At 69.1% G+C, this 25,228-nt stretch carries 20 protein-coding genes; 10 read left to right on the top strand and 10 right to left on the bottom strand.

All coding sequences use genetic code 11. The features are described 5' to 3' along the window. Positions 1–70: 70 nt before the first annotated feature. On the bottom strand, positions 71–838 hold the full coding sequence (locus G7B67_RS06210) for a lysophospholipid acyltransferase family protein (protein ID WP_166209551.1): 768 nt from the start codon (positions 836–838) through the stop codon (positions 71–73). Between the two features lie 181 nt (positions 839–1,019). Here G7B67_RS06210 and clpB point away from each other — a divergent pair, with 181 nt between their 5' ends. Then, positions 1,020–3,602 carry an ATP-dependent chaperone ClpB gene (gene clpB / locus G7B67_RS06205; RefSeq protein WP_166209548.1) on the top strand — a complete coding sequence of 861 codons (2,583 nt, stop codon included), beginning with the start codon at positions 1,020–1,022 and terminating at the stop codon, positions 3,600–3,602. 63 nt (positions 3,603–3,665) lie between these two features. On the opposite strand, the gene G7B67_RS06200 is transcribed toward clpB, so the two are convergent. The 4 genes from G7B67_RS06200 to rluD form a co-directional block, all read right to left on the bottom strand. Next, the gene (locus G7B67_RS06200; protein ID WP_166209546.1) at positions 3,666–4,709 is read right to left on the bottom strand and encodes a hypothetical protein; all 1,044 of its coding nucleotides are present in this window, start codon (positions 4,707–4,709) and stop codon (positions 3,666–3,668) included. Positions 4,710–5,037: 328 nt separating this feature from the next. Further along, a complete protein-coding gene (locus G7B67_RS06195) occupies positions 5,038–5,676 on the bottom strand; it encodes a response regulator (RefSeq protein ID WP_243412271.1) in 639 nt (212 codons plus the stop codon). A gap of 67 nt (positions 5,677–5,743) precedes the next feature. Beyond that, positions 5,744–6,502: a peptidoglycan editing factor PgeF gene (pgeF, locus tag G7B67_RS06190; protein WP_166209633.1), complete on the bottom strand. Its 759-nt coding sequence runs from the start codon at positions 6,500–6,502 to the stop codon at positions 5,744–5,746. A gap of 59 nt (positions 6,503–6,561) precedes the next feature. Further along, complete coding sequence (gene rluD / locus G7B67_RS06185) at positions 6,562–7,548, bottom strand: 23S rRNA pseudouridine(1911/1915/1917) synthase RluD (protein WP_166209543.1); 987 nt, start codon at positions 7,546–7,548, stop codon at positions 6,562–6,564. Positions 7,549–7,648: 100 nt separating this feature from the next. Between rluD and G7B67_RS06180 the strand changes: the two genes are divergently transcribed. Further along, positions 7,649–8,512 carry an outer membrane protein assembly factor BamD gene (locus G7B67_RS06180; protein ID WP_166209540.1) on the top strand — a complete coding sequence of 288 codons (864 nt, stop codon included), beginning with the start codon at positions 7,649–7,651 and terminating at the stop codon, positions 8,510–8,512. Between the two features lie 246 nt (positions 8,513–8,758). Here G7B67_RS06180 and G7B67_RS06175 read toward each other — a convergent pair whose 3' ends face one another. From G7B67_RS06175 to sucC, 4 genes are all read right to left on the bottom strand, one after another. Next, positions 8,759–10,414: an NAD+ synthase gene (locus G7B67_RS06175; protein ID WP_166209537.1), complete on the bottom strand. Its 1,656-nt coding sequence runs from the start codon at positions 10,412–10,414 to the stop codon at positions 8,759–8,761. 12 nt (positions 10,415–10,426) lie between these two features. Then, complete coding sequence (locus tag G7B67_RS06170; protein WP_166209535.1) at positions 10,427–10,813, bottom strand: endonuclease domain-containing protein; 387 nt, start codon at positions 10,811–10,813, stop codon at positions 10,427–10,429. A gap of 362 nt (positions 10,814–11,175) precedes the next feature. Then, on the bottom strand, positions 11,176–12,051 hold the full coding sequence (sucD, locus tag G7B67_RS06165; protein ID WP_166209532.1) for a succinate--CoA ligase subunit alpha: 876 nt from the start codon (positions 12,049–12,051) through the stop codon (positions 11,176–11,178). A gap of 145 nt (positions 12,052–12,196) precedes the next feature. Continuing rightward, on the bottom strand, positions 12,197–13,363 hold the full coding sequence (gene sucC, locus G7B67_RS06160) for an ADP-forming succinate--CoA ligase subunit beta (RefSeq protein WP_166209529.1): 1,167 nt from the start codon (positions 13,361–13,363) through the stop codon (positions 12,197–12,199). A gap of 162 nt (positions 13,364–13,525) precedes the next feature. On the opposite strand from sucC, the gene G7B67_RS06155 reads away from it, so the two are divergent. Both G7B67_RS06155 and G7B67_RS06150 read left to right on the top strand, forming a co-directional pair. Next, complete coding sequence (locus G7B67_RS06155) at positions 13,526–15,142, top strand: sensor histidine kinase (protein WP_243412270.1); 1,617 nt, start codon at positions 13,526–13,528, stop codon at positions 15,140–15,142. A 53-nt stretch (positions 15,143–15,195) separates the two neighbouring features. After that, entirely contained in the window at positions 15,196–16,608 is a 1,413-nt protein-coding gene (locus G7B67_RS06150) for a sigma-54-dependent transcriptional regulator (protein WP_425482415.1), read from the top strand. Between the two features lie 24 nt (positions 16,609–16,632). Here G7B67_RS06150 and G7B67_RS06145 read toward each other — a convergent pair whose 3' ends face one another. Then, complete coding sequence (locus G7B67_RS06145) at positions 16,633–17,406, bottom strand: polysaccharide deacetylase family protein (RefSeq protein WP_166209523.1); 774 nt, start codon at positions 17,404–17,406, stop codon at positions 16,633–16,635. A 283-nt stretch (positions 17,407–17,689) separates the two neighbouring features. Here G7B67_RS06145 and G7B67_RS06140 point away from each other — a divergent pair, with 283 nt between their 5' ends. The 6 genes from G7B67_RS06140 (at position 17,690) to G7B67_RS06115 (ending at position 25,222) form a co-directional block, all read left to right on the top strand. Further along, positions 17,690–18,127, top strand: a complete 438-nt coding sequence (locus tag G7B67_RS06140) for a pilin (protein ID WP_166209520.1) — start codon at positions 17,690–17,692, stop codon at positions 18,125–18,127. A gap of 61 nt (positions 18,128–18,188) precedes the next feature. Further along, on the top strand, positions 18,189–20,264 hold the full coding sequence (locus G7B67_RS13295; RefSeq protein ID WP_207780879.1) for a tetratricopeptide repeat protein: 2,076 nt from the start codon (positions 18,189–18,191) through the stop codon (positions 20,262–20,264). Between the two features lie 11 nt (positions 20,265–20,275). Further along, complete coding sequence (locus tag G7B67_RS06130) at positions 20,276–22,174, top strand: hypothetical protein (RefSeq protein WP_207780878.1); 1,899 nt, start codon at positions 20,276–20,278, stop codon at positions 22,172–22,174. Next, on the top strand, positions 22,171–23,292 hold the full coding sequence (locus tag G7B67_RS06125) for a glycosyltransferase family 4 protein (protein WP_243412269.1): 1,122 nt from the start codon (positions 22,171–22,173) through the stop codon (positions 23,290–23,292). The genes G7B67_RS06130 and G7B67_RS06125 overlap by 4 nt, the downstream gene beginning before the upstream one ends. Then, a complete protein-coding gene (locus G7B67_RS06120; RefSeq protein WP_166209514.1) occupies positions 23,289–24,203 on the top strand; it encodes an NAD-dependent epimerase/dehydratase family protein in 915 nt (304 codons plus the stop codon). Before G7B67_RS06125 ends, G7B67_RS06120 begins: the two co-directional genes overlap by 4 nt. Next, positions 24,200–25,222, top strand: a complete 1,023-nt coding sequence (locus G7B67_RS06115) for a glycosyltransferase family 2 protein (RefSeq protein ID WP_166209511.1) — start codon at positions 24,200–24,202, stop codon at positions 25,220–25,222. Before G7B67_RS06120 ends, G7B67_RS06115 begins: the two co-directional genes overlap by 4 nt. Positions 25,223–25,228: the final 6 nt, after the last annotated feature.

Below are 25,228 nucleotides of genomic sequence, written 5' to 3'. Positions count from 1 at the left end.
GCGAAAGGTTCACACGCGCGGGCCGGCAGCCATCGGCCCCTCCGCGCCGTGCAGGCAAGCGCGCCCCGGCTCAGCGGCCCGGCGCCGGATGCAGCAGGTCGATCACCGCCTCGCGCGCCTGGCGTGCGAGCCGGTTGCGGTCCTCGACCTGCAGCCCGGTGGTTGCGATCGGGGTCCCGAAGCGCAGCCGGATCGTCCCCGGGCGCACCCGGAAGCCCGCGCTGGGCAATACCGCGCCGCTGCCGCTGATCGCCACCGGCACCACCGGCACGCCCGCCGCGATCGCCACCTGCAACACGCCGCCCTTGAACGGACCGACGCTGCCGTCGCGGCTGCGCGTGCCTTCCGGGAATGCGCACAGCTGCGCGCCGCCACGCACCAGCTCCACCGCTTCGCGCAGGCGCTGGGGCGAGCTGCGCGCGCTGCCGCGCTCGATGAAGACCATCCCCATGCACCGGGCATACCAGCCCACGAACGGCATCCGGGTCATTTCCTGCTTGAGCACGAAGCGCAGCGGCGTCGGCACCACCCGGAACAACGCGCAGGCATCGATCACCGACTGGTGGTTGGCCACCAGCACCAGCGGCCGGCTCCAGTCGACGCCCTCCAGGCCGGCGACGTCCAACCGCGCCCCGGCACCGCCAAGCAGCCCCGGCGCCCAGCAGCGCGCCGCCATCCGCAGCGGCAGCCGCCGCGCGCCGAGCAGGCGCACCAGCAGCGCCAGGCAGATCCAACCCGCGGTCCATGCCAGCGTGAACACCAGTTGCAACGCATTGAACACGGCCCACGCCGCGTGCCGGAGCGGCCATTGGCCCGCCCGCGATCCCACCACACTCATGCCAGCCCCCCGGCCCTCAACCCGCAAATCCAGCGCAAATTCCGCGGCGGGAGTCTATCGCCGCCGCCCCGCCGCCACCAGCAACAACGCGCCGCAACGGTTGAAGGCGGCCACGGCACCCCCACGTTTCTCACATCGCCGCCGCGGCCCGGGCCGCACGCTTGCCTCCAAGGAGCCACCCATGCGCATGGAAAAACTGACGTCCCGCTTCCAGCAGGCGCTTGCCGACGCGCAATCGCTCGCGGTCGGGCGCGACCACAACCTGATCGAGCCGGCCCACCTGCTGGTCGCCCTGCTCGACCAGCCCGGCGGCGGCACCCGCCCGCTGCTGGCCCAGGCCGGCGTCAACGTCCCGGTGCTGCGCGAGCGCCTGGGCGAGATCCTGGACAAGCTGCCGAAAGTCTCGGGCCAGGAAGGCAGCATCAGCGTCGGCAACGACCTGGCGCGGCTGCTCAACGTCACCGACAAGCTGGCCCAGCAGCGTGGCGACGCCTTCATCGCCAGCGAGCTGTTCCTGCTGGCGGCGGCGGACGACAACGGCGATGCCGGGCGCGCGCTCAAGGCCGCGGGCGCAACGAAACAGAAACTCGAAACCGCCATCGACGCCATGCGCGGTGGCGAGAAGGTGCAGGACGAGAACGCCGAGCAGGCGCGGCAGGCGTTGGAGAAATACACCATCGACCTCACCGCGCGCTCGGAGCAGGGCAAGCTCGATCCGGTGATCGGCCGCGACGAGGAAATCCGCAGGACTATCCAGGTGCTGCAGCGGCGCACCAAGAACAATCCGGTGCTGATCGGCGAACCAGGCGTGGGCAAGACCGCGATCGTCGAAGGCCTCGCCCAGCGCATCGTCAACGGCGAGGTGCCCGAGGGCCTGAAGGGCAAGCGCGTGCTGAGCCTGGACATGGGCGCGCTGATCGCCGGCGCCAAGTTCCGCGGCGAGTTCGAGGAGCGGCTGAAGGCGGTGTTGAACGACCTGGCCAAGAACGAAGGCCAGATCATCCTGTTCATCGACGAATTGCACACCATGGTCGGCGCCGGCAAGGCCGAGGGCTCGATGGACGCCGGCAACATGCTCAAGCCGGCGCTCGCGCGCGGCGAGCTGCACTGCATCGGTGCGACCACGCTGGACGAATACCGCAAGTACGTGGAGAAGGACGCGGCCCTGGAGCGGCGCTTCCAGAAGGTCTACGTCGGCGAGCCCTCGGTCGAGGACACGATCGCGATCCTGCGCGGGCTCAAGGAGCGCTACGCCGTGCACCACGGGGTGGAGATCACCGACCCGGCGATCGTCGCCGCGGCGACCCTGTCCAACCGCTACATCCCCGACCGCCAGCTGCCCGACAAGGCCATCGACCTGATGGACGAGGCCGCCTCGCGCATCCGCATGGAGATCGACTCCAAGCCCGAGGAGATGGATCGCAAGGAGCGTCGGCTGATCCAGCTCAAGATCCAGCGCGAGGCGTTGAAGAAGGAAAAGGACGCCGAATCCAAGCAGCGCCTGGCCGACCTCGAAGCGCAGATCGCCACGCTCGAGCGCGAGTTCAACGACCTGGAGGAAGTCTGGAAAGCCGAGAAGGCCACCCTGCAGGGCGCGACGAAGGTCAAGGAGCAGATCGAGCAGGCGCGACTGGAGCTGGAAGCCGCGCAGCGCCGGCAGGATTACGCGCGCATGAGCGAGATCCAGTACGGGCGCATCCCGGAGCTGGAAAAGCAGCTCGCCGTCGCCCAGGAAGCCGAGCACAAGGGCTTCACCCTGCTGCAGGACAAGGTCACCGCCGAGGAGATCGCGCAGGTCGTCTCGCGCTGGACCGGCATCCCGGTCAGCAAGATGCTCGAAGGCGAGCGCGAAAAGCTGCTGCAGATGGAAGCGCAGCTGCACACGCGCGTGATCGGGCAGGAGGAGGCGATCAAGGCGGTGTCGGACGCCGTGCGGCGTTCGCGCGCGGGCCTGAGCGATCCGGGCCGGCCGTCGGGCTCGTTCCTGTTCCTCGGCCCGACCGGCGTGGGCAAGACCGAGTTGTGCAAGGCGCTCGCGGAATTCCTGTTCGATTCGACCGACGCGATGATCCGCATCGACATGAGCGAGTTCATGGAAAAGCACGCGGTCGCGCGCCTGATCGGCGCGCCGCCGGGCTATGTCGGCTACGAGGAAGGCGGCTACCTGACGGAGGCCGTGCGCCGGCGGCCGTATTCGCTGATCCTGCTCGACGAGGTCGAGAAGGCCCACCAGGACGTGTTCAACATCCTGTTGCAGGTGCTCGACGATGGCCGCCTCACCGATGGACAGGGCCGCACGGTCGACTTCCGCAACACCGTGATCGTGATGACGTCCAACCTCGGCTCGCACCAGATCCAGGACATGGCGGGCGACGACTCGCCCGAGGCCTACACGCAGATGAAGGCCTCGGTGATGGGCGTGGTGCAGGCGCATTTCCGCCCGGAATTCATCAACCGCCTCGACGACATCGTCGTGTTCCACCCGCTGGACAAGGCGCAGATCCGCGAGATCGCGCTCATCCAGCTGCAGGGCCTGGAACGCCGACTGGGCGAGCGCGGCATCCGCCTTGAACTCAGCGACCAGGCGCTGACATTGCTGGGCAATGTCGGCTTCGACCCGGTGTACGGGGCGCGCCCGCTCAAGCGCGCCATCCAGTCGCAAGTGGAAAATCCCCTGGCCTCGCGGATCCTGTCGGGCGAATTCGGCAACGGCGACGTGGTGCACGTCGATGCCGAGGGCGGACAACTGGTCTTCCGGCGCTGAGGCGGTGCCGCGACGCCGGCGCGCCGTTGGCGGCGGCCGCCGCGGCGATCACCAGGTTGCAGATCAGTGCGCCTCGGGGGTGAAGGTCCAGCTGATCTTCTCGGTCAGCGGCACCTTCCAGCCTTCGCTCCACACGCCGCTGTCGCTGCCGGTATGCAGCGTGATGCTCCCGCGCAGGGGGCGATCGAGCCGGTCGTAGCGGATGTGCTGGACCAGCAGCGCCGGCAGCTCGATGTTGCTCGGCACGGGATCGGGCCGCCCACCGAGCGTGCGATCGACGCGCGTGCCCACGGCAGGCAGCGCCAGCGTATAGGTCCTGCTGTTGTCATCCGCCACCAGGCTCGGGCGCCTGTCGACCGAGCAGTCGTCGATGGCGCGTTTGCCGATGCGCGTGCCGACGCCGGTGTTGTAACCACCCGGCGTCATCCCACTCCACGTCGCGCGGTCGTTGACCACCACGGTCGCCTTGCAGGACGCCGCGCCCCAGGTGGTGTCGCGCTGGGCTTCGGTCATGGCGGTACGCATGCCGCGCTCCAGCGCACCGGGGTCCTTGCGCGCCAGCGCCACCGCCTTCATTGCAGCGGCCTGCTGGCAGGCCATGTCATCCCCGCAGGCCTGCATCGCCGCGTTGATGCCGTCCATGGGGGTTGCGGGTGGCGCTTCGTCAGGGTTGCCGGCGCCGCCGCTCATGTGCGCCGTGCCGTGCAGTTCGCGATGCAGGGTGGCGACCTCCTTCAATTCCGATGTCCGCGTCGTCCCGGTGCCGTCGTAGACCACCGTCCAGGCGAGAACGCCCGCGGGCACATCGCGCAGCGCGGGCCAGTCGTCGCTGGCCTGCGTGTCCCCGCCATCGCGCGGTGACGGCAGCGCAGGCGCATCCCCGGATGCGGGCGACGAGGCGTCGCCTGGTGCGTCCCCGGGCGCACCGGCCTCGGTCGCCGTGGTTGCGTGGCCCCCACCCGCCTGGCCCATCGGCGGTGGCGTCGCCGCCCGGGCTGCGCCTTCGGTCGACGTGCTGTCGTCCGCAGGACGGCTGCAGGCGGCCAACAGCAGCGCGAGGCAGAGGATCGCCGCGGTGCGGCCAGGCGTGGCAGGGCAATGGCTCATGATTGGATCTCCCGGTTCGGGTGGCGTGGTCGCGGCGCTGTCGCCGCCGGCGGTCCGCATGCGGACGCAGTGGAGAGGGCGGGTCATGCGCGAATCCCCACGGCATGGCCTGCAGGCGCGCTCCGGACCGGGGCGCAGGACCGAGTCTAGCGGGCGATGGCGGGCGCTGCTTTTGCACCGCAACACGCGCGGCTCGACTGCAGGCGCGCGCGGATGCGCACGCCAGCGGCAATGCGCCGGCACCGATGTGTACGCACCTGGTCGTGCAGGCAGGCGGCGATGTGCAAGGCGATGCGCCCGGTGCGCGTTGCGTCCGGTGCGCGCGCGGTCAGGCCACCGACGGTGTCGCTGTTGCGTGCGCGGCGACGCAGGCAGCCGCCTCCTCGCCATCGGCCGGCGCGACGCTGCCATCGTCGCTGAGGAGCTCCGCCGCCGGCGCGGCGCGCGCGGGCAGGCGGCCGGATTCGACCAACTGCTGGATGCGGGTGAAGACTTCACCGCGGCCGAAGGGTTTCTTCATGAAGTCGTCGGCACCGATGCGGCGTACGTAGAACTGCTCGGTCGCCTGCACGTTGCCGCTGATCATGATGATCGGCGTCTGGCGCGTGACCGGGTCGCGGCGCAGCACGCGCAGGGCGTCGAAGCCGTTCATGCCCGGCAGCACGATGTCGAGGTAGATCAGGTCCGGGCGTTCGGCGCGCGCCAGGTCGATGCCGGTTTCGGCATCGACGGCGCCGCTGACCAGGAAGTTGTTCTGCCGCAGCATCTTGCCGAGCACCGCGATGATCGTCGCCGAATCGTCGATCACCAGCACCCGCAGGCCTTCGCGCGCGTGCTGGCGCGTTGCCGCGCGGCGTTCGGCGGGTGCGGCCGTGGTCGCCGGGACGAGGTCCGCCGGCACGGCGGCGGCTTCGGCCGGCGCCGCGGGGCGCTGCAGCATGCGCTTGAGAAAATGGAACTTCGACACCGGCCCGACTCCCCGAAAACTGGATCCCCGTCACTATTTTAGCGTTGGAGAGCGCGGGTGCGGCCGTTCAGGCCCCGAGCCAGGCCAGGGTCGCCATGCGCCCGGTCCGCTGGTCGCGACGATGCGAATAGAACCGCGCCGGATCGCTGATCGTGCACAGGCCGCCACCGTGCACCCGGTGCACGCCGGCGGCCGCGAGCCGGCGGCGGGCGAGCGCGTACAGGTCCGCCCGCCAATGGCCCTCGCGGGTCGCGACGAAGGCGCCGGCTGCGCCGGCGTCGGTGCCGACGAAGGCATCGCGGACCTCGGCGCCGATTTCGTACGCCTGCGGCCCGGCCGCCGGACCCAGCCAGGCGACCAGCGCATCGGCGGGCGTGCGCATCGCCGCGATGGTGGCTTCGAGCACGCCACCGGCAAGCCCGCGCCAGCCGGCATGGGCGACGGCCACTTCGCGGCCATCGGCGGCGGCCAGTACCACCGGCAGGCAATCGGCCGTCAGCACCGCCAGCACAGTGCCAGGGGTACGCGTGATCGCGGCATCGGCCTGCGGCTCGTCGTCCTGCGGCTCGAGCGCCACCGCGGTGCCGTGCACCTGCCGCAGCCAGCGCGGCGCCGAAGGCAATTCAAGGCCGCGTTCGAGCATTTCGCGATTGGCCTGCACCGCGGCTTCGTCGTCGCCGCTACGCAGGCCGAGATTGAAGCGGTCGAACGGCGCCAGCGAATCCCCCGCCGGGCCACGCAGGGTGGTGAAGGCGATCACGCCGGGCGGCGCCGGCCAGTCGGCCTGCAGCAAACTCGCGCGAACATTGGCGCGGATCGCGCGCATCGCCGAGTGGTACGGCGTGGCGCAGAACACCCCCGGCGCCGGCGGCTTCGGCCAGGGCATCAGCGTGCGGCGGCCTGCGCGGCGCGGGCGTCCTCGCGCAGCACCTGCAGCAGGCGCTGCATGTCGGCCGGCACCGGCGCGGTGCAACGCAGCGCTTCGCCGCTGGCCGGATGGATGAACTCCAGCGTCTGCGCGTGCAGGGCCTGGCGCCGGAATCCACGCAACGCCTCGATCAAATCCGGCGTCGCGCCGCGCGGCAGCTTCAACGCGCCGCCGTACAGCGGATCGCCGACGATCGGATGCTTCAGGTGCGCCATGTGCACGCGGATCTGGTGGGTGCGTCCGGTTTCCAGCCGGCATTCGAGCGCGGTGTGGGCGCGGAAGCGCTCGCTCAGGCGGTAATGGGTGACGGCATCGCGGCCGTCGTCGCGCACCGCCATGCGGATGCGGTCGCGTGGATGGCGATCGATCGCCGCGTGCGCGGTGCCGCCGGACACCAGCGCACCGACGACCACCGCGAGGTATTGCCGGTGCACGCCGCGCGCCGACAGCTGCGCCACCAGCGCGGTGTGCGCCGGAAGCGTGCGCGCGACGACCATGACCCCGGAGGTGTCCTTGTCCAGCCGATGCACGATCCCCGCGCGCGGCAGCGTCACCAGCGACGGATCGCGATGCAGCAGCGCGTTGACCAGCGTGCCGGTCGGGTTGCCGGCGCCCGGGTGCACCACCAGGCCGGCGGGCTTGTCGATGACGATGACCTGGTCGTCCTCGTACACCACGTCCAGCGCGATGTCCTCGGCCTCGGCCTGGGTCTGGGTGTCGAGCACGACCGTCAGCGACACCGTTTCCCCGCCGCGCACCGGGTCGCGCCCGCGCACCGTCTGGCCGTCGAGCAGGGCGTCGCCGGACTTGATCCAGGTGCTCAGCCGCGAGCGCGAGAAGTCGGGGAAAAGTTCCGCGATCACCGCATCGAAACGGCGCCCGGCGGCGGTGTCTGGCACGCGCGCGGTCAGGGTCTGGGCGGCGCCGTCGGAAAGCGGTGGCATGGTCTCGGCGGCTCGGCAGGGTTAAGGAAGCGGGCCCGGGCGGCTGCCCCGGACTGTTATTATCCGCGCTTCGTGCCCCTGGCGCCTTCGTCGCAGCCCCATGACCCTTCGCTCCCGTGTTTCGCCCCGCATGCTGCTCCTGGCGGTCCTGCTGGCGATGTTCGCCCTGTCCGGCTGCTCCGGAATGCGCCACCTGTTCAAGAAGGACAAGAACGCCAACGAAGGCGTGCCGGTGGAGGAGCTGTACACCAAGGCACACCAGCAGATGGCCAACGGCAACTGGGACGGCGCGGTCACGGTATTCAAGCGCCTGGTCGCGCAGTACCCCTACGGTCCGTACACCGAGCAGGCGCTGATGGAGACCGCCTACGCGCAATACAAGGCGGGCCTGAACGAGGACGCGATCTCCACCATCGATCGCTTCATCCGTACCTACCCGACCAATCGCAATACGGTCTACATGTATTACCTGCGGGGCCTGGTCGATTCCAACCGCGACACGATCTTCCTGCAGAAGGTCTGGTCGCTCGACCCGAGCCGGCGCGACCTGGCCACGCCACTGCAGGCCTACAACGACTTCAAGACCGTCGTCGAGCACTACCCGAACAGCCGCTACGCCGCCGACGCGCGGACGCGGATGGCGGCGCTGCGCGATGTCTTCGCGCGCCATGAGCTGGACACCGCCCTCTATTACCTGCGTCGCGGCGCCTACGTCGCTGCCGTCGGCCGGGCCAAGTACCTGCTGGAAACCTATCCGCAGACGGCCTCCCAGAACGACGCCGTGGCGGTCCTGGCGGAGGCGTACACGCGCATGGGCAACACCACGCTGGCGGCCGACGCCAAGCGCGTGTTGCAGCTGAACGATCCCAGCCATCCGTGGCTGCAGGGCGACTGGCCAAACTATCCGTCCAAGCTGCGCACGCTCAATCCGTTCGCGACCGAAAAGACCCAGCCCAACCATTGAGATTCGCGGCTGGTCGTGGAAAGCCGCCCGCGGGCGGCTTTTTTCGTCCGGAGGGTCTTGTTTCCAGCCGCTGCTGATCCGATCTCGCTGCTCGCGGCCGGAGGCGCGCCGCGAGACCTTGGGTCCGGGCGCCGCCTGGTGGCGTTTCCATGCGCTGATCCGCACCGCGCCGGGCAGTGACCCGGTTGCCTGGCCTGTCCAGCGCGCCGCCGCGCGCCAGGGAATCCCGCTTGCGATCTGTGCGCGCTAGCCGCGCCAGCCGCTGCTGATCGGATAACGCCGCTCGCGCCCGAACGCGCGCCGCGAGACCTTGGGCCCGGGGGCCGCCTGGTGGCGTTTCCATTCGCTGATCCGGACGAGGTGCAGGACCCTGTCGACGGTGTCCGGATCGAACCCGGCCGCGACGATCTCCTCGCGCGACTGCTCCTGGTCGACATGCCGCAGCAGGATCGCGTCGAGCACGTCGTAAGGCGGCAGCGAATCCTCGTCGCGCTGGTTCCCGCGCAGTTCGGCGGAGGGTGGCCTGTCGATGACCGCCGGCGGCAGCACCCAACCCGCCTCGCCGACCGTGTTGCGCCAGCGCGCCAGCGCGAACACCTCGGTCTTGTACAGGTCCTTCAGCGGCGCATAGCCGCCGCACATGTCGCCGTAGATCGTGGCGTAGCCGACGGCGTATTCGCTCTTGTTGCCGGTGGTCAGCAGCAGCCCCCCGAACTTGTTGGACAGCGCCATCAGCAGCGCGCCGCGGGTGCGCGACTGCAGGTTTTCCTCGGTGGTGTCGGCCGCCATGCCTTCGAACGTGGACGCGAGCGCGTCCAGGTAGCCCTGGAACGGTTTTTCGATCGGCAACGACAACAGCCGCACGCCCTGCACTCGGCATTGCTCGGCCGCCAGGTCGTTGGACAGCTCGGCGGTGTAGCGCGACGGCATGCGCACCGCGGTGACGTTGTCCGCGCCCAGCGCATCGACCGCGATCGCCAGCACCAGGGCCGAGTCGATGCCACCGGACAGCCCCAGCCACGCCTTCTCGAAACCGTTCTTGCGGCAGTAGTCGCGGGTGCCGCGCACCACCGCGCGCCAGGCGAGCGCATCGCGACTTTCGTCGGCCTCGCTCGTCCACTGCACCGCGGTGAATGCCCGCGCGGCGGGGTCGAAGTCGGCCACCAGCCATTGATCGCTGAACGCGACCGCGGCCGGATGCACGACGCCGTCGCCATCGGCGAGCACCGAGGCGCCGTCGAACACCAGCGAATCCTGCCCGCCGACGACATTGAGGTAGGCCAGCCCGACGCCACGGCCTTCGACCGCGGTTTCGCCCACGCGCTGGGCGATCAAGGCGTCGCGTTGCGCGTGCTTGTCGCGCTCGAACGGCGAAGCGTTGGGCACCAGCACCAGCTGCGCGCCGCCGGCGACCGTCTGCGCGAGCGGCTCGGGGAACCACAGGTCCTCGCAGATGAGCAGGCCGACGCGGACATCGTCGACATCGAACCAGCACGGGCCGCCGTCTGGATCGACATCGAAGTAACGACGCTCGTCGAACACCGCGTAGTTGGGCAATTCGCGCTTGCGGTAGGTGGTTGCGATCGCGCCGTCGCGCAGCACGCTGGCGGCGTTGTAGACCACCGCGCCCGCCGACTGCGGCCAGCCGACCACGGCGACGATGCCTTCGACGCTCGCCGCCACCCGCCGCAACGCCGCCTCGCACTGCGCCAGGAACGCCGGACGCAGCAGCAGGTCCTCGGGCAGGTAGCCGCACAGTGCGAGTTCGGGAAACAGCACCACCCGCGCCCCGAATTCGTCGCGCGCCTGCAGTGCCATGGCGATGATGCGGTCGGCATTGGCCTCGACCGCGCCGACGGGGAAATCGAACTGGGCCAGGGCAATGCGCAGCGAATTTGGCATGGTGCGAGCCAGTTAAGCCCCACTCCCGCGCGCAGGAGAGGGGTTGGGGTGAGGACCGGTGGTAGCGAAGAGGACGTCGTACACGATCGCCAGGACCGAATCAGTCTGCATCAGGGCATCATTGTTCCAGAATCGCAGCACGCGGTAGCCCTCGCGCTCCAGGAAGGAGGTCCGCGCCGCATCGGCGCCGCAACCCTGGTGTTGGCTGCCATCGAGCTCGATGACCAAGCTGGCTTCCACGCAGATGAAATCGACGATATACGGGCCGACGGGATGCTGGCGTCGAAATTTGCACCCCATCAGTGCCCCGTTGCGCAGCTGATGCCAGAGCTTGCGTTCGGCGTCGGTTTGTCGACGTCGCAATTGGCGTGCAAATCCCGTTTTCTGGCCCGTGCGCATCCGTGCGCTCCATCTTGATGGTTCAAGCAGGCTGGCAGTCGGTGCCCTGCGTAATCAAGCGCGCCCTCATCCGCCCTGCGGGCACCTTCTCCCGCAAGCGGGAGAAGGGCTTGAATCAGGGCACGTCGAGCGGCCGTTCTGACGGTGCCCAAGCAGCCCCCTGCCGTCCGCGGGAGAGGGGTTGGGGTGGGGGCCGCAAGGGAGAACCACGCCCCTCTCCCGCCCGCCGGAAAGGGGTTGGGGTGGGGGCCGCAAGCGAGGAGCGCGCCCCCTGCCGTCCGCGGGAGAGGGGTTGGGGGTGAGGGCTCCGCCAAAACCCAAGAAGCCACCCGAAGGTGGCTTCTCCCGCCTCGCATGCCGCCTTACTTCGCCAGCCGCTTCGCGATCGCCGCGCCCAGGTCGCCCGGCGACTTCACCGTGGTGATGCCGGCCTTTTCCATCGCGGCGAACTTGCCCGCGGCCGTGCCCTGCCCGCCCGAGGCGATCGCACCGGCGTGGCCCATGCGCTTGCCCGCGGGCGCGCTGGCGCCGGCGATGAAGCCGACCACCGGCTTGGTGACGTGCTGGGCAATGAATTCGGCCGCGTCTTCCTCGGCATTGCCGCCGATCTCGCCGACCATGATGATGCCTTCGGTCTGCGGATCGTCCTGGAACAGGCGCAGGCAGTCGATGAAGTTCATGCCGTTGATCGGGTCGCCGCCGATGCCGATGACGGTCGACTGGCCCAGGCCCGCGTCGGTCGTCTGCTTGACCGCTTCATAGGTCAGCGTGCCCGAGCGCGACACGATCGCGACCTTGCCCGGCATGTGGATGTGGCCGGGCATGATGCCGATCTTGCACTCGCCGGGCGTGATCACGCCGGGGCAGTTGGGGCCGATCAGGGTGACGTTCTCGTAGCCCTTGAGCGCGTTCTTGACCCGCAGCATGTCCAGCACCGGGATGCCTTCGGTGATGCAGACGATGACCTGGATGCCGGCGTCGGCCGCTTCCAGGATCGCGTCGGCCGCGAACGGCGGCGGCACGTAGATGACGGACGCATTGGCGCCGGTCTCGGCGACCGCATCGGCGACGGTGTTGAACACCGGCAGGCCGAGGTGCTCGGTACCGCCCTTGCCCGGCGTCACGCCGCCGACGACCTTGGTGCCGTAGTCGAGCATCTGCTCGGCGTGGAAGCTGCCCTGCGTGCCGGTGAAACCCTGCACGATGACCTTGGTGTTCTTGTTGACCAGAACGCTCATGTAATTCGGATCCTTGGTGTTTTTGCTTCAGCCCCTCTCCCGCTTGCGGGAGAGGGTTGGGGTGAGGGCCGCTTTTGAAAAGCGCCGTCATCCGCCCTGCGGGCACCTTCTCCCGCGCGCGGGAGAAGGGAATCAAATGAAAAGATCAGGCCGCCTTCGCCGCCGCAACTGCCTTTTTGGCGCCGTCGTTGATGTTGTCGGCCGGCGTGATCGCAAGGCCGCTGGACTTGAGCAGCGCCTTGCCCTCGTCGACGTTGGTGCCTTCCAGGCGCACGATCACCGGGACCTTGACGTCCACTTCCTTGACCGCGGCGATGATGCCCTCGGCGATCATGTCGCAGCGGACGATGCCGCCGAAGATGTTGACGAAGATCGCGCGCACCTTGTCGCTGGACAGGATCAGCTTGAAGGCTTCGGTCACGCGCGCCTTGGTGGCGCCGCCGCCGACGTCGAGGAAGTTCGCAGGCGAGCCGCCTTCCAGCGCGATCACGTCCATCGTCGCCATCGCAAGCCCGGCACCGTTGACCATGCAGCCGATGTTGCCGTCCATGGTCACGTAGTTGAGGTCGTGCTGGCTGGCGAGGACTTCCGTCGGATCCTCCTGGCGGATGTCGCGCATCGCGGCAAGGTCCGCATGCCGGAAGGTCGCGTTGTCGTCGGAATTGATCTTGCCGTCGAGCACCGCGAGGTTGCCGTCGGTGAGGATCGCCAGCGGGTTGAGCTCGACCAGCGCCAGGTCCTTCTCGTTGAACAGGCGGAACAGCCCCAGCATGATCTTCGTCAGCTGGCCGACCTGTTTCGCATTCAAACCCAGCGCGAACCCGAGCTCACGGCACTGGTAGGGCTGCAGGCCCTGCACGAAGTTCACGTTGAGCGTCTTGATCGCGTCCGGATTCTCGTGCGCCACCTGCTCGATTTCCACACCGCCTTCGGCAGACGCGATGAAGGTCAGCGACTTGCTGGAGCGGTCGACCAGCACCGACAGGTACAGCTCCTTGGCGATGTCGGTGGCCTGCGCGACCAGCACGCAGTCGACCGGCAGGGCGACACCGGCGGACTGGTAGGTTTCCATCTTGGTGCCGAGCATGCCGGCGGCGGCCTGCTTCACCTCGGCGGTGGTCTTGCAGTACTTGACGCCACCGGCCTTGCCGCGGCCACCGGCATGGATCTGCGCCTTGACCATCCAGGCGTCGCCGCCGATGGCCTTGGCCGCCTCGACCGCTTCGTCCGGCGTACGGGCGACACGCCCCGGGGGAACCGCGATGCCGTAGTCGGCAAACAGCTGCTTGGCCTGATATTCGTGGAAGTTCATTCGTCACCAGCGAGGGGAGGAGTCGTCCGCGCCGGCTGGAAGCCATCGGTCGAAGCCGGGCCGCTGGGCGGCCGGGGCGCGGAGAACCGCCATTGTCGCCCATGCGCCGGTCCGGGGCAAAACGCCCCCTATACTCGCCGGGTCCCCGATTGCGACGCACGCTTGCCGACAGCCCCCGTCACCGCGAGCCACGCCGAACCCCTGTCCGCGGACGATGCCCTGCGGCGCGAGCTGTATTTCTTCAGCCTGTACCGGGTGCTCGAATCCGCCCTGCTGGCACTGATGCTTTTCAGCCCGGTCGGGGTGCTGGTCGGGTTGCCGAAGGACGCGCCGCTGGCCGAGGGCATCACCGTCCTGTATCTCATCGCCGGCGTGCTGCTGCTGCTGTGGGCGCAGCGCCGGCGCGCACTGCGCGCGCAGGTGATGCTCGGCACCGCGATCGACATCGTCGCCGCCACCCTGGCGATGCACGCCTTGCCATTGGCCTCGACCGGCATCGCGCTGATGCTGGTGTTCAACATCGGCGCGGCGGCGCTGCTGCTGCCGCTGCGCTACGGCCTGGGCGGCGCGATCTTCGCCGCGGGTGCCCTCATCGGTGAATTGGCCTGGGCCACGGTGGTCGACGGCGATGCCACGCACCCGCTGGCCGAACGGCTGATGTTCGCGGTGACGTTCCTGTCCATCGCGATGTTCACCTACCTGCTGGGCCGGCAGATGCGCACCAGCCAGGCGCTGGCGGACCGGCGCGGGGCCGAGGTCAACGACCTGGCCGAGATCAACGAACTGATCATCCGCCGCATGCGCACCGGCGTGGTGGTGGTCGACGGCGAAGGCCACCTGCGCCTGGCCAACGAAGCGGCCCTGCTGCTGCTGGGCGAGTTCGGCGATGGCGAACGCAACCTGCTGCTCGCCGCCCCGGACCTCGCGCGGCGCCTGCGCAAATGGCAGCAGGATGGCCTGCACGATGACATCCCGCTGCGCCTGGGCCCCGACCAGGCCGAAGTGCTGCCGCGTTTCGCCAGGCTGCTGGCCAACAGCGATGCGACGCTGGTGTTCCTGGACGACACGTCGATGGTGTCGCGGCGCGCCGAATCGATGACCCTCGCCACGCTGGGCCGGTTTTCCGCCAGCCTCGCCCACGAGATCCGCAATCCCCTGGCGGCGATCAGTTACGCGACGCAGTTGCTGGAGGAATCGACCGACCTGTCCGAAAGCGATCGCCGCATGCTGGAAATCATCCACCAGCAGTGCCAGCGCACCAATGGCATCGTCGAAAGCGTCCTGGGCATCGCGCGCCGCGATCGCGCGAATGCCGAGCACGTGGAACTGGTCGATTGGGTGCAGCGCGTGACCAATGATTTCAAGCTGATGCTGGCTCCCGAATCGGGGTCGATCCGCGTCATCCACTCGACACCGTCGATCGCCACTCTGGCCGATCCGCGCCATCTGCAGCAGGTGCTGACCGTGCTGTTGCAGAACGCACTCAATTACGGCCGCATGCCCGGCGAGCCGGCACGGGTCACCCTGAACGTCCATGTGCTCGAAGGCCGTCCCACGGTGGACGTGGTCGACCGCGGGCCGGGCATCCCCGAAGGGGCGGCGTCACGCCTGTTCCGCCCGTTCTTCACCACCTCCGAGCATGGCACCGGCCTGGGCCTGTATATCGCCAGGGAGCTGTGCATGGCCAATGAGGCCACACTGGAATACGTCCCGGTGCCGGGCGGCGGAAGCTGTTTCCGGGTGATCCTGCCGGCACCGCACGCGCTGCTGCGGCCTTGATGACAAATTTTGTCACTTTTGGCTTGGAGCCAGCCCCGCCCACACGTTAAGGTATGGGGATGACCGACCCTCGCGGCATTTCCCCCAGCGTGCTGATCGTCGACGACGAGCACGACATCCGAGAACTGCTGGTCCTGACCCTGGGCCGGATGGGGCTGCGCACCGACACCGCCGCGACCGTGGCGATGGCCCGGGCCCAGCTGTCGCAGGGCCATTACGACCTGTGCCTGACCGACATGCGCCTGCCCGACGGCACCGGCCTGGACGTCATCGCCGAGATCGCCGCCCACCACCCGGACACCCCGGTGGCCATGATCACCGCCTTCGGCAACGTCGACGCCGCGGTCGAGGCGCTCAAGGCCGGCGCCTTCGACTTCGTCAGCAAGCCGGTGGACCTGGCGGTCGTGCGCGACCTGGTCAAGCATGCCCTGGACCTGAACCAGCGCCGCCGCGATGGCCTGGGCAAGATCCGCGCCGATGCCGGCCTGGGCCGGCTGAGCGGCGACTCCCCGGCCATGCAGTCGCTGCGCGAAACGATCGCCAAGGTCGCCCGCAGCCAGGCGCCGATTTCGATCTCCGGCGAGTCCGGCGTCGGCAAGGAGCTGGTCGCCAGAACCATCCATGCCGAAGGCGGCCGCGCGGCCGGGCCGTTCGTGCCGGTCAACTGCGGCGCGATCCCCACCGAACTGATGGAAAGCGAGTTCTTCGGCCACAAGAAGGGCAGCTTCACCGGCGCGACGGTCGACAAGGCCGGGCTGTTCCAGGCCGCCGACGGCGGCACGCTGTTCCTGGACGAGATCGCCGAGCTGCCGCTGCCGATGCAGGTCAAGCTGCTGCGCGCGATCCAGGAAAAATCCATCCGTCCGGTCGGCGCGCCGGCCGAAATCCCGGTCGACGTCCGCATCCTGTCTGCCACCCACAAGGATCTCGCCGCGCAGGTGGCCGAAGGCCGTTTCCGCCACGACCTGTATTACCGGATCAACGTGATCGAGTTGCGCGTGCCGCCGCTGCGCGAGCGCGGCGACGACCTGCCGATCCTGGCCCAGACCATCCTGGCGCGGCTGGCCAGCGCCCAGCAGCGCAATCCGCCGGCGCTGAGCGAGCCTGCGCTGGCCGCGTTGCGTGGCTACCGTTTCCCCGGCAACGTGCGCGAGCTGGAGAACATCCTCGAACGCGCGCTCGCACTCGCCGACGGCGACCTGATCGAAGTCGCCGACCTGCGCCTGCCCACTGGTGCCGCCGAGGCCGAGCGTCCCGCGACGCCGTTCGCCGCGCGCGACCCACGCACGATGAATCCCCGCGAGAGCGCCACCAGCGCGCTGCCGTCGTACATCGAGGAAATCGAACGCGCCCAGATCCAGCAGGCGCTGGTCGAGAACCGCTACAACAAGACCCGCGCCGCCTCGGCGCTGGGGATCACCTTCCGTGCGCTGCGCTACAAGCTCAAGAAGCTCGGGATCGAGTGATGGCCCGCCCGCCTTCGCAGGTGCCTAGCGCGCCTGGTTGCCGGCGGCGTCGCCATGGTCGGGCAGCACGAACTGGAAGTCCCGCCGTTCCAGCCGCGTCATGAAGCCATCGATGGCGAGCGCGGTGTTGGGATAGTCGTGGAACAGCAGGACGTCGCCCGGTGTTGCGGTCAAGGCGGCATCCATGCCCGGATGCAGGCGGACGTAATCGACATAGGCGCGCGGATGCCGCTTGAAGTCCGCCAGCAGGCTGTCGTACGAGTTTCCGCTCCATAGCAGCAGCTGCATGCCGTCGGCTTCGACCATCCGGTCAACCGCCGGCGAATGCGCGCCGAATGGCGGGCGGAAGTACCGCGGCCTGCGGCCGGTGAGCTGCGCGATGAGGTCCGAGCACCCGACGATTTCGTGCGCCATCGCGCCTGGCTCCAGCCGGCGCAGGTCCAGATGCGAGTAACCGTGGTTGCCGATCAGATGTCCCCTGGCGACGATTTCCTCCAGCGCGACGCGATGTTCCGACGCCTGCGGATCCATCGCCGGGTCCAGCCGCTTGCACGTGACCAGCCACAGCGCGCGCGCGTGGTGGCGTGAGAGTGCCGCCAGGATCCTCCGGTCGGCCACCAGGTCCTGGGGACCATCGTCGAAGGTCAACAACACCGGCTTGCGATAGAGCAGCGCCCGCCATGGATTCGACTGGACGGGCTCGATCGTGGCCGCTCCCAGGCGGAAGGGGCCTGGATCGCTGCGGGAATGACAGCCGGCCAGCACCATCAGGCAGGCAAGGGCGGTGGCGGGCTTCATGCGCAGACAGTAGCAGCCACCGGCTGGCCGGAGTCCCGGGGTTGAATTGACTAAAATCGTCACTTTGTGACTATTCCTGGCAGGCGGCGCGTCACTTCAATTGCGGTATCTGGAACCGGCCGCCCACTTTGGAAAACCGGGCAATCCTGAATCCCTTCCTGTCCGCATTGGCACGCGACGTGCGTATGATTTCCTGCACGTGCCATCAAGCACGGCAACCGACGGATCCGGAAGGCCGGCCGCGTCGGCACGTGAAGTTCAAATCACTCCTAGGGGATACACCATGAAAAAGCTCCAGAAAGGCTTCACCCTGATCGAACTGATGATCGTGGTGGCCATCATCGCGATCCTCGCGGCGATCGCCATCAGCCAGTACCAGGACTACGTGATCCGCTCGCAGGTCTCGGAAGGTTCGGCGCTGTCCGACGGCGTCAAGACGGCGATGGCCGAGTTCTACCAGAACAACGGCCACTGGCCGGACACCAACGCCTCGGCGGGCCTGGCGACCAACACCTCGATCTCGGGCAGCTACGTGTCGAAGATCGACGTCGGCGTCGTCGACGGCAAGATCTACGCCTACTATGGCGGCCCGAAGGCCAACACCAAGATCACCGCTGCGTCGATCCTGGTCTTCTCGGCCATCACCCACGAGGGCAGCATCGAGTGGCGCTGCAAGAAGAACACCCTCCCGCAGAAGTGGGTCCCGAGCAGCTGCGACTGATCGCCAGCTACCTTGGACTGGAAGGGGCCGCAACGCGGCCCTTTCTTTTTTGAGTGGCCAAATGACACCCAATGCGCTTCGCTTCCGCTGGCCCCTGCTCGGGCTGCTCGGACTGCTCGCCATCGCCTGGTGGGTCTACCTGCCCGGCCTGTCGGGGGGCTTCCTGTTCGACGACTTCCCCAACCTCGACGCCCTCGGCGCGAGTGGCCGCGTCGACGACTGGGCGACTTTCTGGCGCTACATCACCTCCGGCAGTGCCGATCCGACCGGGCGACCCCTCGCCCTGCTGAGTTTCCTGGTCGATGCGCGGGACTGGCCGGCCGATCCACGCCCGTTCCTGCGCACCAACGTGCTGTTGCACCTGGCCAATGCGACCGTGCTTTACGCGCTGCTGCGCCAGCTGGGCCGGCGCCTGGCCTCGGCCGATGGCGCGGCTGCCGGTGGGGCCACCGCGCTGCGCGCACCCGGCAATGGCGCCGGTGCCGCCATCCCGGCGGCCAAGGGCCAACCGACCGGATCGCCGGCGATTGCGACGCGTTGGCGGGTCGATCTGGCGGCCCTTCTCGCCGCGGGGGCGTGGTCGCTGCATCCGCTGTTCGTCTCCACCACCCTCTACGTCGTGCAGCGCGAGGCGGTGCTTGCCACCACGTTCGTCCTGCTCGGATTGCTGGCCTGGAGCCGGGGCCGCTCGCTGGTCGCGCAGGCGCCTCGTGCGGGAACCGCGTGGATGCTCGGTGGCATCGTCCTGGGGACGATCCTGGCGGTGCTCTGCAAGGCTAATGGCGCGCTGTTGCCGCTGCTGGCCCTGACGCTGGAGGCGACCGTGTACCGCGAGCGCACCGGCTCGCCGCTGGCCAGGCGCCTGCGCTGGCTGTTGCTGGTCCTGCCCGCACTGGCGCTCTTCGGCTACGTGCTGTCCAGGCTTGGGCAATGGTCGCAACCGCTGGCGATGCGCCCCTGGACGATCGGCGAGCGCGTGCTGACCGAGCCGCGCGTGCTGCTGGACTACCTGCGCGTGCTGATCGTGCCGCACGTACTTTCCACCGGCGTCTACAACGACGGTTACCCGTGGAGCACGGGCCTGCTCAGGCCATGGACGACGCTGCCGGCGATGCTGGCGATCATCGCCCTGGTCGGGGCGGGGTTCGCGCTGCGCCGGCGCGCGCCGGCACTGGCGGCCGCGGTGTTGTTCTTCTTCGCCGGCCACCTGCTGGAATCCACCACGATCCCGCTGGAGCTTTACTTCGAGCATCGCAACTACCTGCCGGCGATGTTGCTGGGATGGCCACTGGCGCGCGCGATCGTGCGCTGGCGCGTCCCGGTCGCGCTGCGCGCCAGCGTCGCCCTGGCCATCCTCGGGCTGCTCGCCGCCACGACCTGGCAGCGCACCACGCTGTGGGCCGACCAGCCGCGCATGGCCGGACTGTGGGCCGCGACGACGCCGGATTCTTCGCGCGCGATCGCGACCCAGGCGTTGTTCGACATCCATGCCGCTCGCCCCGACCTGGCAATCGCCATCCTCTCCGCTCCCTGGCAACGCAAGCCTTACGACCTGCAACTTGCATTGAATTACCTCAATGCGACCTGCCAGGCGCAGGGGCCGACGCCGGCAACGATCTCCGCCGTCGACGCCGCCCTGCGCAATGCCACCGAGGGCGACCAGCTCATGGCCAGGTGGCTGGGCCAGGTACTGGATGCGACGCAGGTCCATGGCTGCCCGGGCGTGACGCCCGCCACGGTCGAACGATGGACCCGCGCGGCGCTGGCGAACCCGCGGCTGGCCGCGGCGCCCGGGCGCTCGCAACAGCTCCACGCGATCCTGGGCCGGGTGGCACTGTCGCGAGGCGATGGGGCGGCTGCGCTGCGGCAGTTCCGCCAGGCCCTGGATGCCTGGCCGACGCCTGCTTCGGCCGCGCAGCAATCCGCGTGGCTCGCGGCGGCCGGGTATCCTGCCCAGGGCCTGGCGCTGCTCGACCACTACGACCGGATCCAGCACCGCCGCCAACGTCCGCACGGCTTCAACATGCCCACGCTGCACCAGTGGGTCCTGGACCGGCAGGGCTACTGGCCGCATGAATTCTCGGAGTTGCGGCACAAGATGCACGACGATCTGGCGGCGGGAGGCAAGGCACCGTGATCTGCGCGCCGATGCGCAGGGCATGGCCGGCGCTGCTGCTGGTCGCGCTCGTCGCGCTGGCGTACTGGCCCGGGCGCGGCGGCGGGTTCGTGTTCGACGATTACCCCAACGTCGTCAACAACACCGCATTGCACGTCACCGGCTGGGACCGCGACGCCTGGACGGCAGCGGTGTTCTCGTCGAACGCAGGCCTGGGCCACCGCCCGCTCGCGATGGCCACCTTCGCACTGAACCACGCGCTGACCGGCGCCGATCCGGTGCCGATGAAGCTCACCAACATCGCGATCCACGCGCTCAATGCCTGCCTGGTGCTGGGATTGCTGGGCACGCTGTTCGCGTTGGCCGATCCAGGCGGCGATCGGCGACGGCGCGAATGGACCGCGCGATTCGCGGCGGCGGCATGGGCGCTGCACCCGATCAACCTGATGGCGGTGCTGTTCGTCGTGCAGCGCATGGAAAGCCTCAGCCACGTCTTCGTCTTCGGCGGCTTGTGGCTTTACCTGCTCGGGCGCCAGCGGCAACTGGCTGGCGAGCCGGGGGGCGGATGGCGGATCGTCAGCGGCGTGGTCGCCGGCACCGCGCTGGGCCTGCTGTGCAAGGAGTCGGCCGCGCTGCTGCCGCTTTACGCCGCCTGCGCGGAGGCCTGCCTGCTCGGCGGGCGGGATGCGTCCGGACGGCGTGACCGGCGCCTGCTGTTGCTGTTCGCGCTGGTCCTGGTGCTGCCCGCGCTGGCGGGAATGGCATGGCTGCTGCCCAACGTGCTGGCGCCCGCCGCCTTCGCCCAACGCGACTTCACCCTCGCCACGCGCCTGTTGACCGAAGCGCGGGTGGTCATGGACTACCTGCAGTGGAGCGTGTTCCCGTCGCTGCGCACGCTGGGCCTGTACCACGACGACATCGTGGTTTCGCGCGGACTGTGGCAGCCCCCGGCAACCGCACTGGCGCTGGTCGCGCTCGCGCTGCTGGCCGCGATGGCGGTGGCGCTGCGCCGTCGACGGCCGATGCTCTCGCTGGGCCTCGCCTGGTTCCTCGGCGCGCAGTTGCTGACGGCGACCGTGGTGCCGCTGGAGCTGGTCTTCGAGCACCGCAACTACTTCGCCTCGCTGGGGGTGTGCCTCGCGGTTGCCGACCTGCTGTTGCTGCTGCCGCGTGGCGACAGCGCGCGGCGGATCGGCGTCCTGCTGACGGTGGCCTGGCTGTTGTTCCTGGGAACGACAACCCTGCTGCGGGCGAACGAATGGAGCAGCCCGCTGCGCTTCGCATCCTCCGAGGCCGCCAAGCACCCGCACTCGCCGCGTTCGGCGTACGAGTACGGCAGGCTGCTGGTGATCGCGACCCGATACCGGGCGGATTCTCCGATGGTGCCCCTGGCCATCCGCGAACTGGAACGCGACCGTGCGCTCCCGCGCAGCGGCATCCTCCCGCACGCCGCGCTGTTGCTGCTGGCGGCGCGGGCGGGCCTGCCGCAGCGCGACGACTGGTGGCGGGACCTGACCGGGCGGCTGCGCCGCGATCCCGTCGGCGTGCAGGAAACCTCGGCGATCGCCAGCCTGGAGCAATGCGCGCGCGATCGGCAATGCGATTTCTCCATCGCTGCGATGCTGGCGATGTTCGATGCCGCGTCCAGCCACGGCCCCAATGCGGAGGTGCTCAACATCCACGCCGATTACGTGTTGAACGTGCTTCGGCGGCCGGACGCGGCGCTGGAACTATGGGCCGATGCCATTGCCCTGCGCCCGCGCGAAGCGCAGTACCGCAGCAACCGGATCAGGCTGCTCATTGCGCTTGGACGTGACGACCAGGCCCGCCGGGAGATCGCGCAACTGCGGTCCACCGGTGCACCGCTCGGCACCAACGAGCGCGTCGCGCGTGGGCTTGAAAGCCGCCTGCAACGCAGCGCCAGGCAATGACCCTGCGCATCCTGTTCACCGCCACTTCGTATCCGGACAACGCGTCCGACTGGAAGGGCGTGTTCATCCGTCGCATCGCCGAGGCGCTGGCGCGGCAGGAAACGTTGCAGCTTCGTGCATGGTGTCCGCCCGGACCGCTGTCCGGCCGGGTGGAGCGGGCGACGACACCCGGTGACGATGCATTCCTGGGCAGGCTGATGGATGCCGGGGGAATCGCACACCTGCTACGCCGGCACCGGATGCGAGGCGTCCGCGACGCCATGGGCCTGCTCTGGCGCCAACGCCGGGCGTTCCGGCGCAGCGACGCCGACCTGTTCCACATCAACTGGCTGCAGAACGCGCTTGCGTTGCCGTCAGGCCGGAAGCCCGCGCTGGTGACCGTCCTGGGAAGCGACATGCAGCTGCTGCGCCTACCCGGGGTGGCGCTGGGACTGCGCCGCGCCTTCCGCCACCGCCGCGTGGCCATCTGCCCGAATGCCGGCTGGATGGTGCCGGAGCTGCAGGCCCGGTTCGGCGACGTCGCCCTCGTGCGCGGCGTTGCCTTCGGAATCGACCCGCGCTGGTACGCAGTGGAGCGGATGCCCGCGGTCGAAGGCCGCGCGAAGTGGCTTTGCGTGTCGCGGCTGACCCGCGACAAGCTTGGTCCGCTGTTCGAATGGACCGCACCCGCCTTCGCCCACGGCGATGCGGAGCTGCATCTGTTCGGGCCCATGCAGGAGCAGGTCGAGCTGCCCGCCTGGGTGCATTGGCACGGGCCGGCATCGCCGGATGAACTGCGCGAAGACTGGTTCCCGCGCGCGCAGGGCCTCATCACGCTGAGCCGGCATGCGGAAGGCCGGCCCCAGGTCATGCTGGAGGCGCTGGCCTCGGGGCTGCCGATCGTGGCATCGCGACTGCCCGCCCACGACGACCTGCTGGGCACGGGCGATGGCGGAATCCTGTGCGCATCGCCGCAGCAGACGCTCGCGGCGATCGAACTGCTGGCCGATGAATCGACCAACCGCGCGCTCGGCCAGCGTGGCCGCATGCGCATGCGCCAGGACATCGGCACCTGGGACGATTGCGCCGGGCGTTACGTTACCCTCTACCACCAACTGCTCGAGCAGGCGATGGGATGAGCGATGCGGTTCTCGTGCTGGGTGCCGGCGGATTCATCGGCCGCCACCTGGCCGCCAAACTCGCCAACGACGGCCGCGACGTCATCGCCGCGACGCGATCGCCGGTCGCATTCGGGCATGCGCGCATCCGCAATGTCGTTGCGCCCTGGGACGATCCGGGGCAGTTCGCGCGCTGGTTGCCCGCCTGCGGCGTGGTCGTGCACGCCGCCTCCTCCAGCACGCCAGGCAGCAGCGCCGCGCAACCGCAACTCGATGGCAACCTGCGCACCACGCTCGCGCTGGTCGAAGCCCTGCAGGACGCGCCCTCCAGGCGCCTGCTGTTCCTTTCCTCGGGAGGCACGCTGTATGGCGACCGCTCCGGGCCGGCGCGCGAGGATGACGCCCTGCGCCCGCGTTCGTACCACGCCGCGGGGAAGATAGCCGCCGAATATTTCATCCGCGCCTGGGCCGACCAGTACGGCGGCGGTGCCGCCATCCTCCGGCCATCGAACGTTTACGGCCCCGGGCAGGCGCCCAGGCGGGGATTCGGCATCATCGCCACCGCCTTCGACCATGCGCTGTCCGGGGCGCCGCTGTCCGTTTTGGGCGACGGCCACAGCATCCGCGACTTCCTGTACATCGACGACCTGGTGGCCGCGGTGGCCAGCGCGCTTGTCGCGCCATTGCCGCCCGGCGCGCACGCCTGCAACCTGGCCTCCGGCGCGGCGATCGAGCTCAACGATCTGCTCGACCGCATCGACGCCGTCACGCGACGACCGCTGCAGCGGGTGTTCCAGCCCGCGCGCAGCATCGACATCCGCACCATCGCCCTGGACAACAGCCGCGCGCGGACCTGGCTGCAGTGGTCGCCGACGGTGGCGTTGGAAGACGGGCTGGAACGCACCTGGGACTGGCACCAGCGGCAGGCATGAGCCAGGGCGCATCCCCGCTCGTCTCGGTCTGCATCGCCAATTACAACGGCCAGGCGCTGCTGCGCGACTGCATCGAGTCGGTCCTCGCGCAGGCGCTGGATGGCGATGTCGAGATCATCGTTCACGACGACGCGTCGCCCGACGCGTCCGTGCAGTTCCTCCAGTCGCACTACCCCGGCGTGCGCGTGATCGCTTCGACCGACAACGTCGGATTCTGTGTCGCGAACAACCGGATGGCGGACGTCGCCATCGGCCAGTACCTGCTGCTGCTCAACAACGATGCCGCGCTCGACGATGGCGCCCTGGGGGCGCTGTTGTCGCAGGCTCGACGCGAGGGTGGCCACGGGATCCTGACCCTGCCGCAGTACGACTGGGAATCGGGCGCACTGGTCGACCGCGGATGCCTGCTCGATCCGTTCTACAACCCGGTACCCAACCTGGATGCCGCGCGCGGCGACGTGGCCTACGTGATCGGCGCCTGCCTGTGGATCCCGCGGGACCTGTGGCAGTCCCTCGGCGGCTTTCCGGCGTGGATGGATTCGATCGGCGAGGACCTGTACCTGTGCTGCCTGGCACGGCTGCGCCGGGTGCCGGTGCGGGTCGTCGGCGAGAGTGGCTACCACCACCGGCAGGGCGCGAGTTTCGGCGGCAACCGCGTCAACGCCGGCAGGCTGCAGAGCACCTACCGGCGCCGGCGCCTGAGCGAGCGCAACAAGACGCTGGTCATGCTCGTCTGCACGCCAGGATGGATCATGTGGCCGCTGTTCGCGGTGCACCTGTTCCTGCTTTACTCGGAAGGAGCGATCGTGGCGCTCCTGCGGCGGGATCCGCGCCTCTGGCTGGAGGTTTATTCGCCGATACTGCCCGGCATCGTCGACACGCGCGCCGCGTGGTCAGCACGCCGACGGGAGATCCAGTCCCAACGCAGCGCGACGCCAAGATCCTGGTGGCGCTGTTTCACATGGATGCCGCGAAAACTTTCGCTGTTGTGGCGTCACGGCATGCCGGAGATCCGCTGACGGGTT

Source organism: Cognatiluteimonas telluris, from assembly GCF_011320095.1.
Classification (GTDB): Bacteria; Pseudomonadota; Gammaproteobacteria; order Xanthomonadales; family Xanthomonadaceae; genus Cognatiluteimonas; species Cognatiluteimonas telluris.
This window is presented reverse-complemented; position numbering and strand designations above follow the sequence as displayed.

Excerpts from the sequence above, each read along its gene's own strand:
- G7B67_RS06210 (WP_166209551.1), bottom strand. The coding sequence starts at position 838 with ATGAGTGTGGTGGGATCGCGGGCGGGCCAATGGCCGCTCCGGCACGCG.
- clpB (WP_166209548.1), top strand. The coding sequence starts at position 1,020 with ATGCGCATGGAAAAACTGACGTCCCGCTTCCAGCAGGCGCTTGCCGAC.
- G7B67_RS06200 (WP_166209546.1), bottom strand. The coding sequence starts at position 4,709 with ATGAGCCATTGCCCTGCCACGCCTGGCCGCACCGCGGCGATCCTCTGC.
- pgeF (WP_166209633.1), bottom strand. The coding sequence starts at position 6,502 with ATGCGCGCGATCCGCGCCAATGTTCGCGCGAGTTTGCTGCAGGCCGAC.
- rluD (WP_166209543.1), bottom strand. The coding sequence starts at position 7,548 with ATGCCACCGCTTTCCGACGGCGCCGCCCAGACCCTGACCGCGCGCGTG.
- G7B67_RS06180 (WP_166209540.1), top strand. The coding sequence starts at position 7,649 with ATGACCCTTCGCTCCCGTGTTTCGCCCCGCATGCTGCTCCTGGCGGTC.
- G7B67_RS06175 (WP_166209537.1), bottom strand. The coding sequence starts at position 10,414 with ATGCCAAATTCGCTGCGCATTGCCCTGGCCCAGTTCGATTTCCCCGTC.
- G7B67_RS06170 (WP_166209535.1), bottom strand. The coding sequence starts at position 10,813 with ATGCGCACGGGCCAGAAAACGGGATTTGCACGCCAATTGCGACGTCGA.
- sucD (WP_166209532.1), bottom strand. The coding sequence starts at position 12,051 with ATGAGCGTTCTGGTCAACAAGAACACCAAGGTCATCGTGCAGGGTTTC.
- sucC (WP_166209529.1), bottom strand. The coding sequence starts at position 13,363 with ATGAACTTCCACGAATATCAGGCCAAGCAGCTGTTTGCCGACTACGGC.
- G7B67_RS06150 (WP_425482415.1), top strand. The coding sequence starts at position 15,196 with ATGGGGATGACCGACCCTCGCGGCATTTCCCCCAGCGTGCTGATCGTC.
- G7B67_RS06145 (WP_166209523.1), bottom strand. The coding sequence starts at position 17,406 with ATGAAGCCCGCCACCGCCCTTGCCTGCCTGATGGTGCTGGCCGGCTGT.
- G7B67_RS06140 (WP_166209520.1), top strand. The coding sequence starts at position 17,690 with ATGAAAAAGCTCCAGAAAGGCTTCACCCTGATCGAACTGATGATCGTG.
- G7B67_RS13295 (WP_207780879.1), top strand. The coding sequence starts at position 18,189 with ATGACACCCAATGCGCTTCGCTTCCGCTGGCCCCTGCTCGGGCTGCTC.
- G7B67_RS06130 (WP_207780878.1), top strand. The coding sequence starts at position 20,276 with ATGCGCAGGGCATGGCCGGCGCTGCTGCTGGTCGCGCTCGTCGCGCTG.
- G7B67_RS06125 (WP_243412269.1), top strand. The coding sequence starts at position 22,171 with ATGACCCTGCGCATCCTGTTCACCGCCACTTCGTATCCGGACAACGCG.
- G7B67_RS06120 (WP_166209514.1), top strand. The coding sequence starts at position 23,289 with ATGAGCGATGCGGTTCTCGTGCTGGGTGCCGGCGGATTCATCGGCCGC.
- G7B67_RS06115 (WP_166209511.1), top strand. The coding sequence starts at position 24,200 with ATGAGCCAGGGCGCATCCCCGCTCGTCTCGGTCTGCATCGCCAATTAC.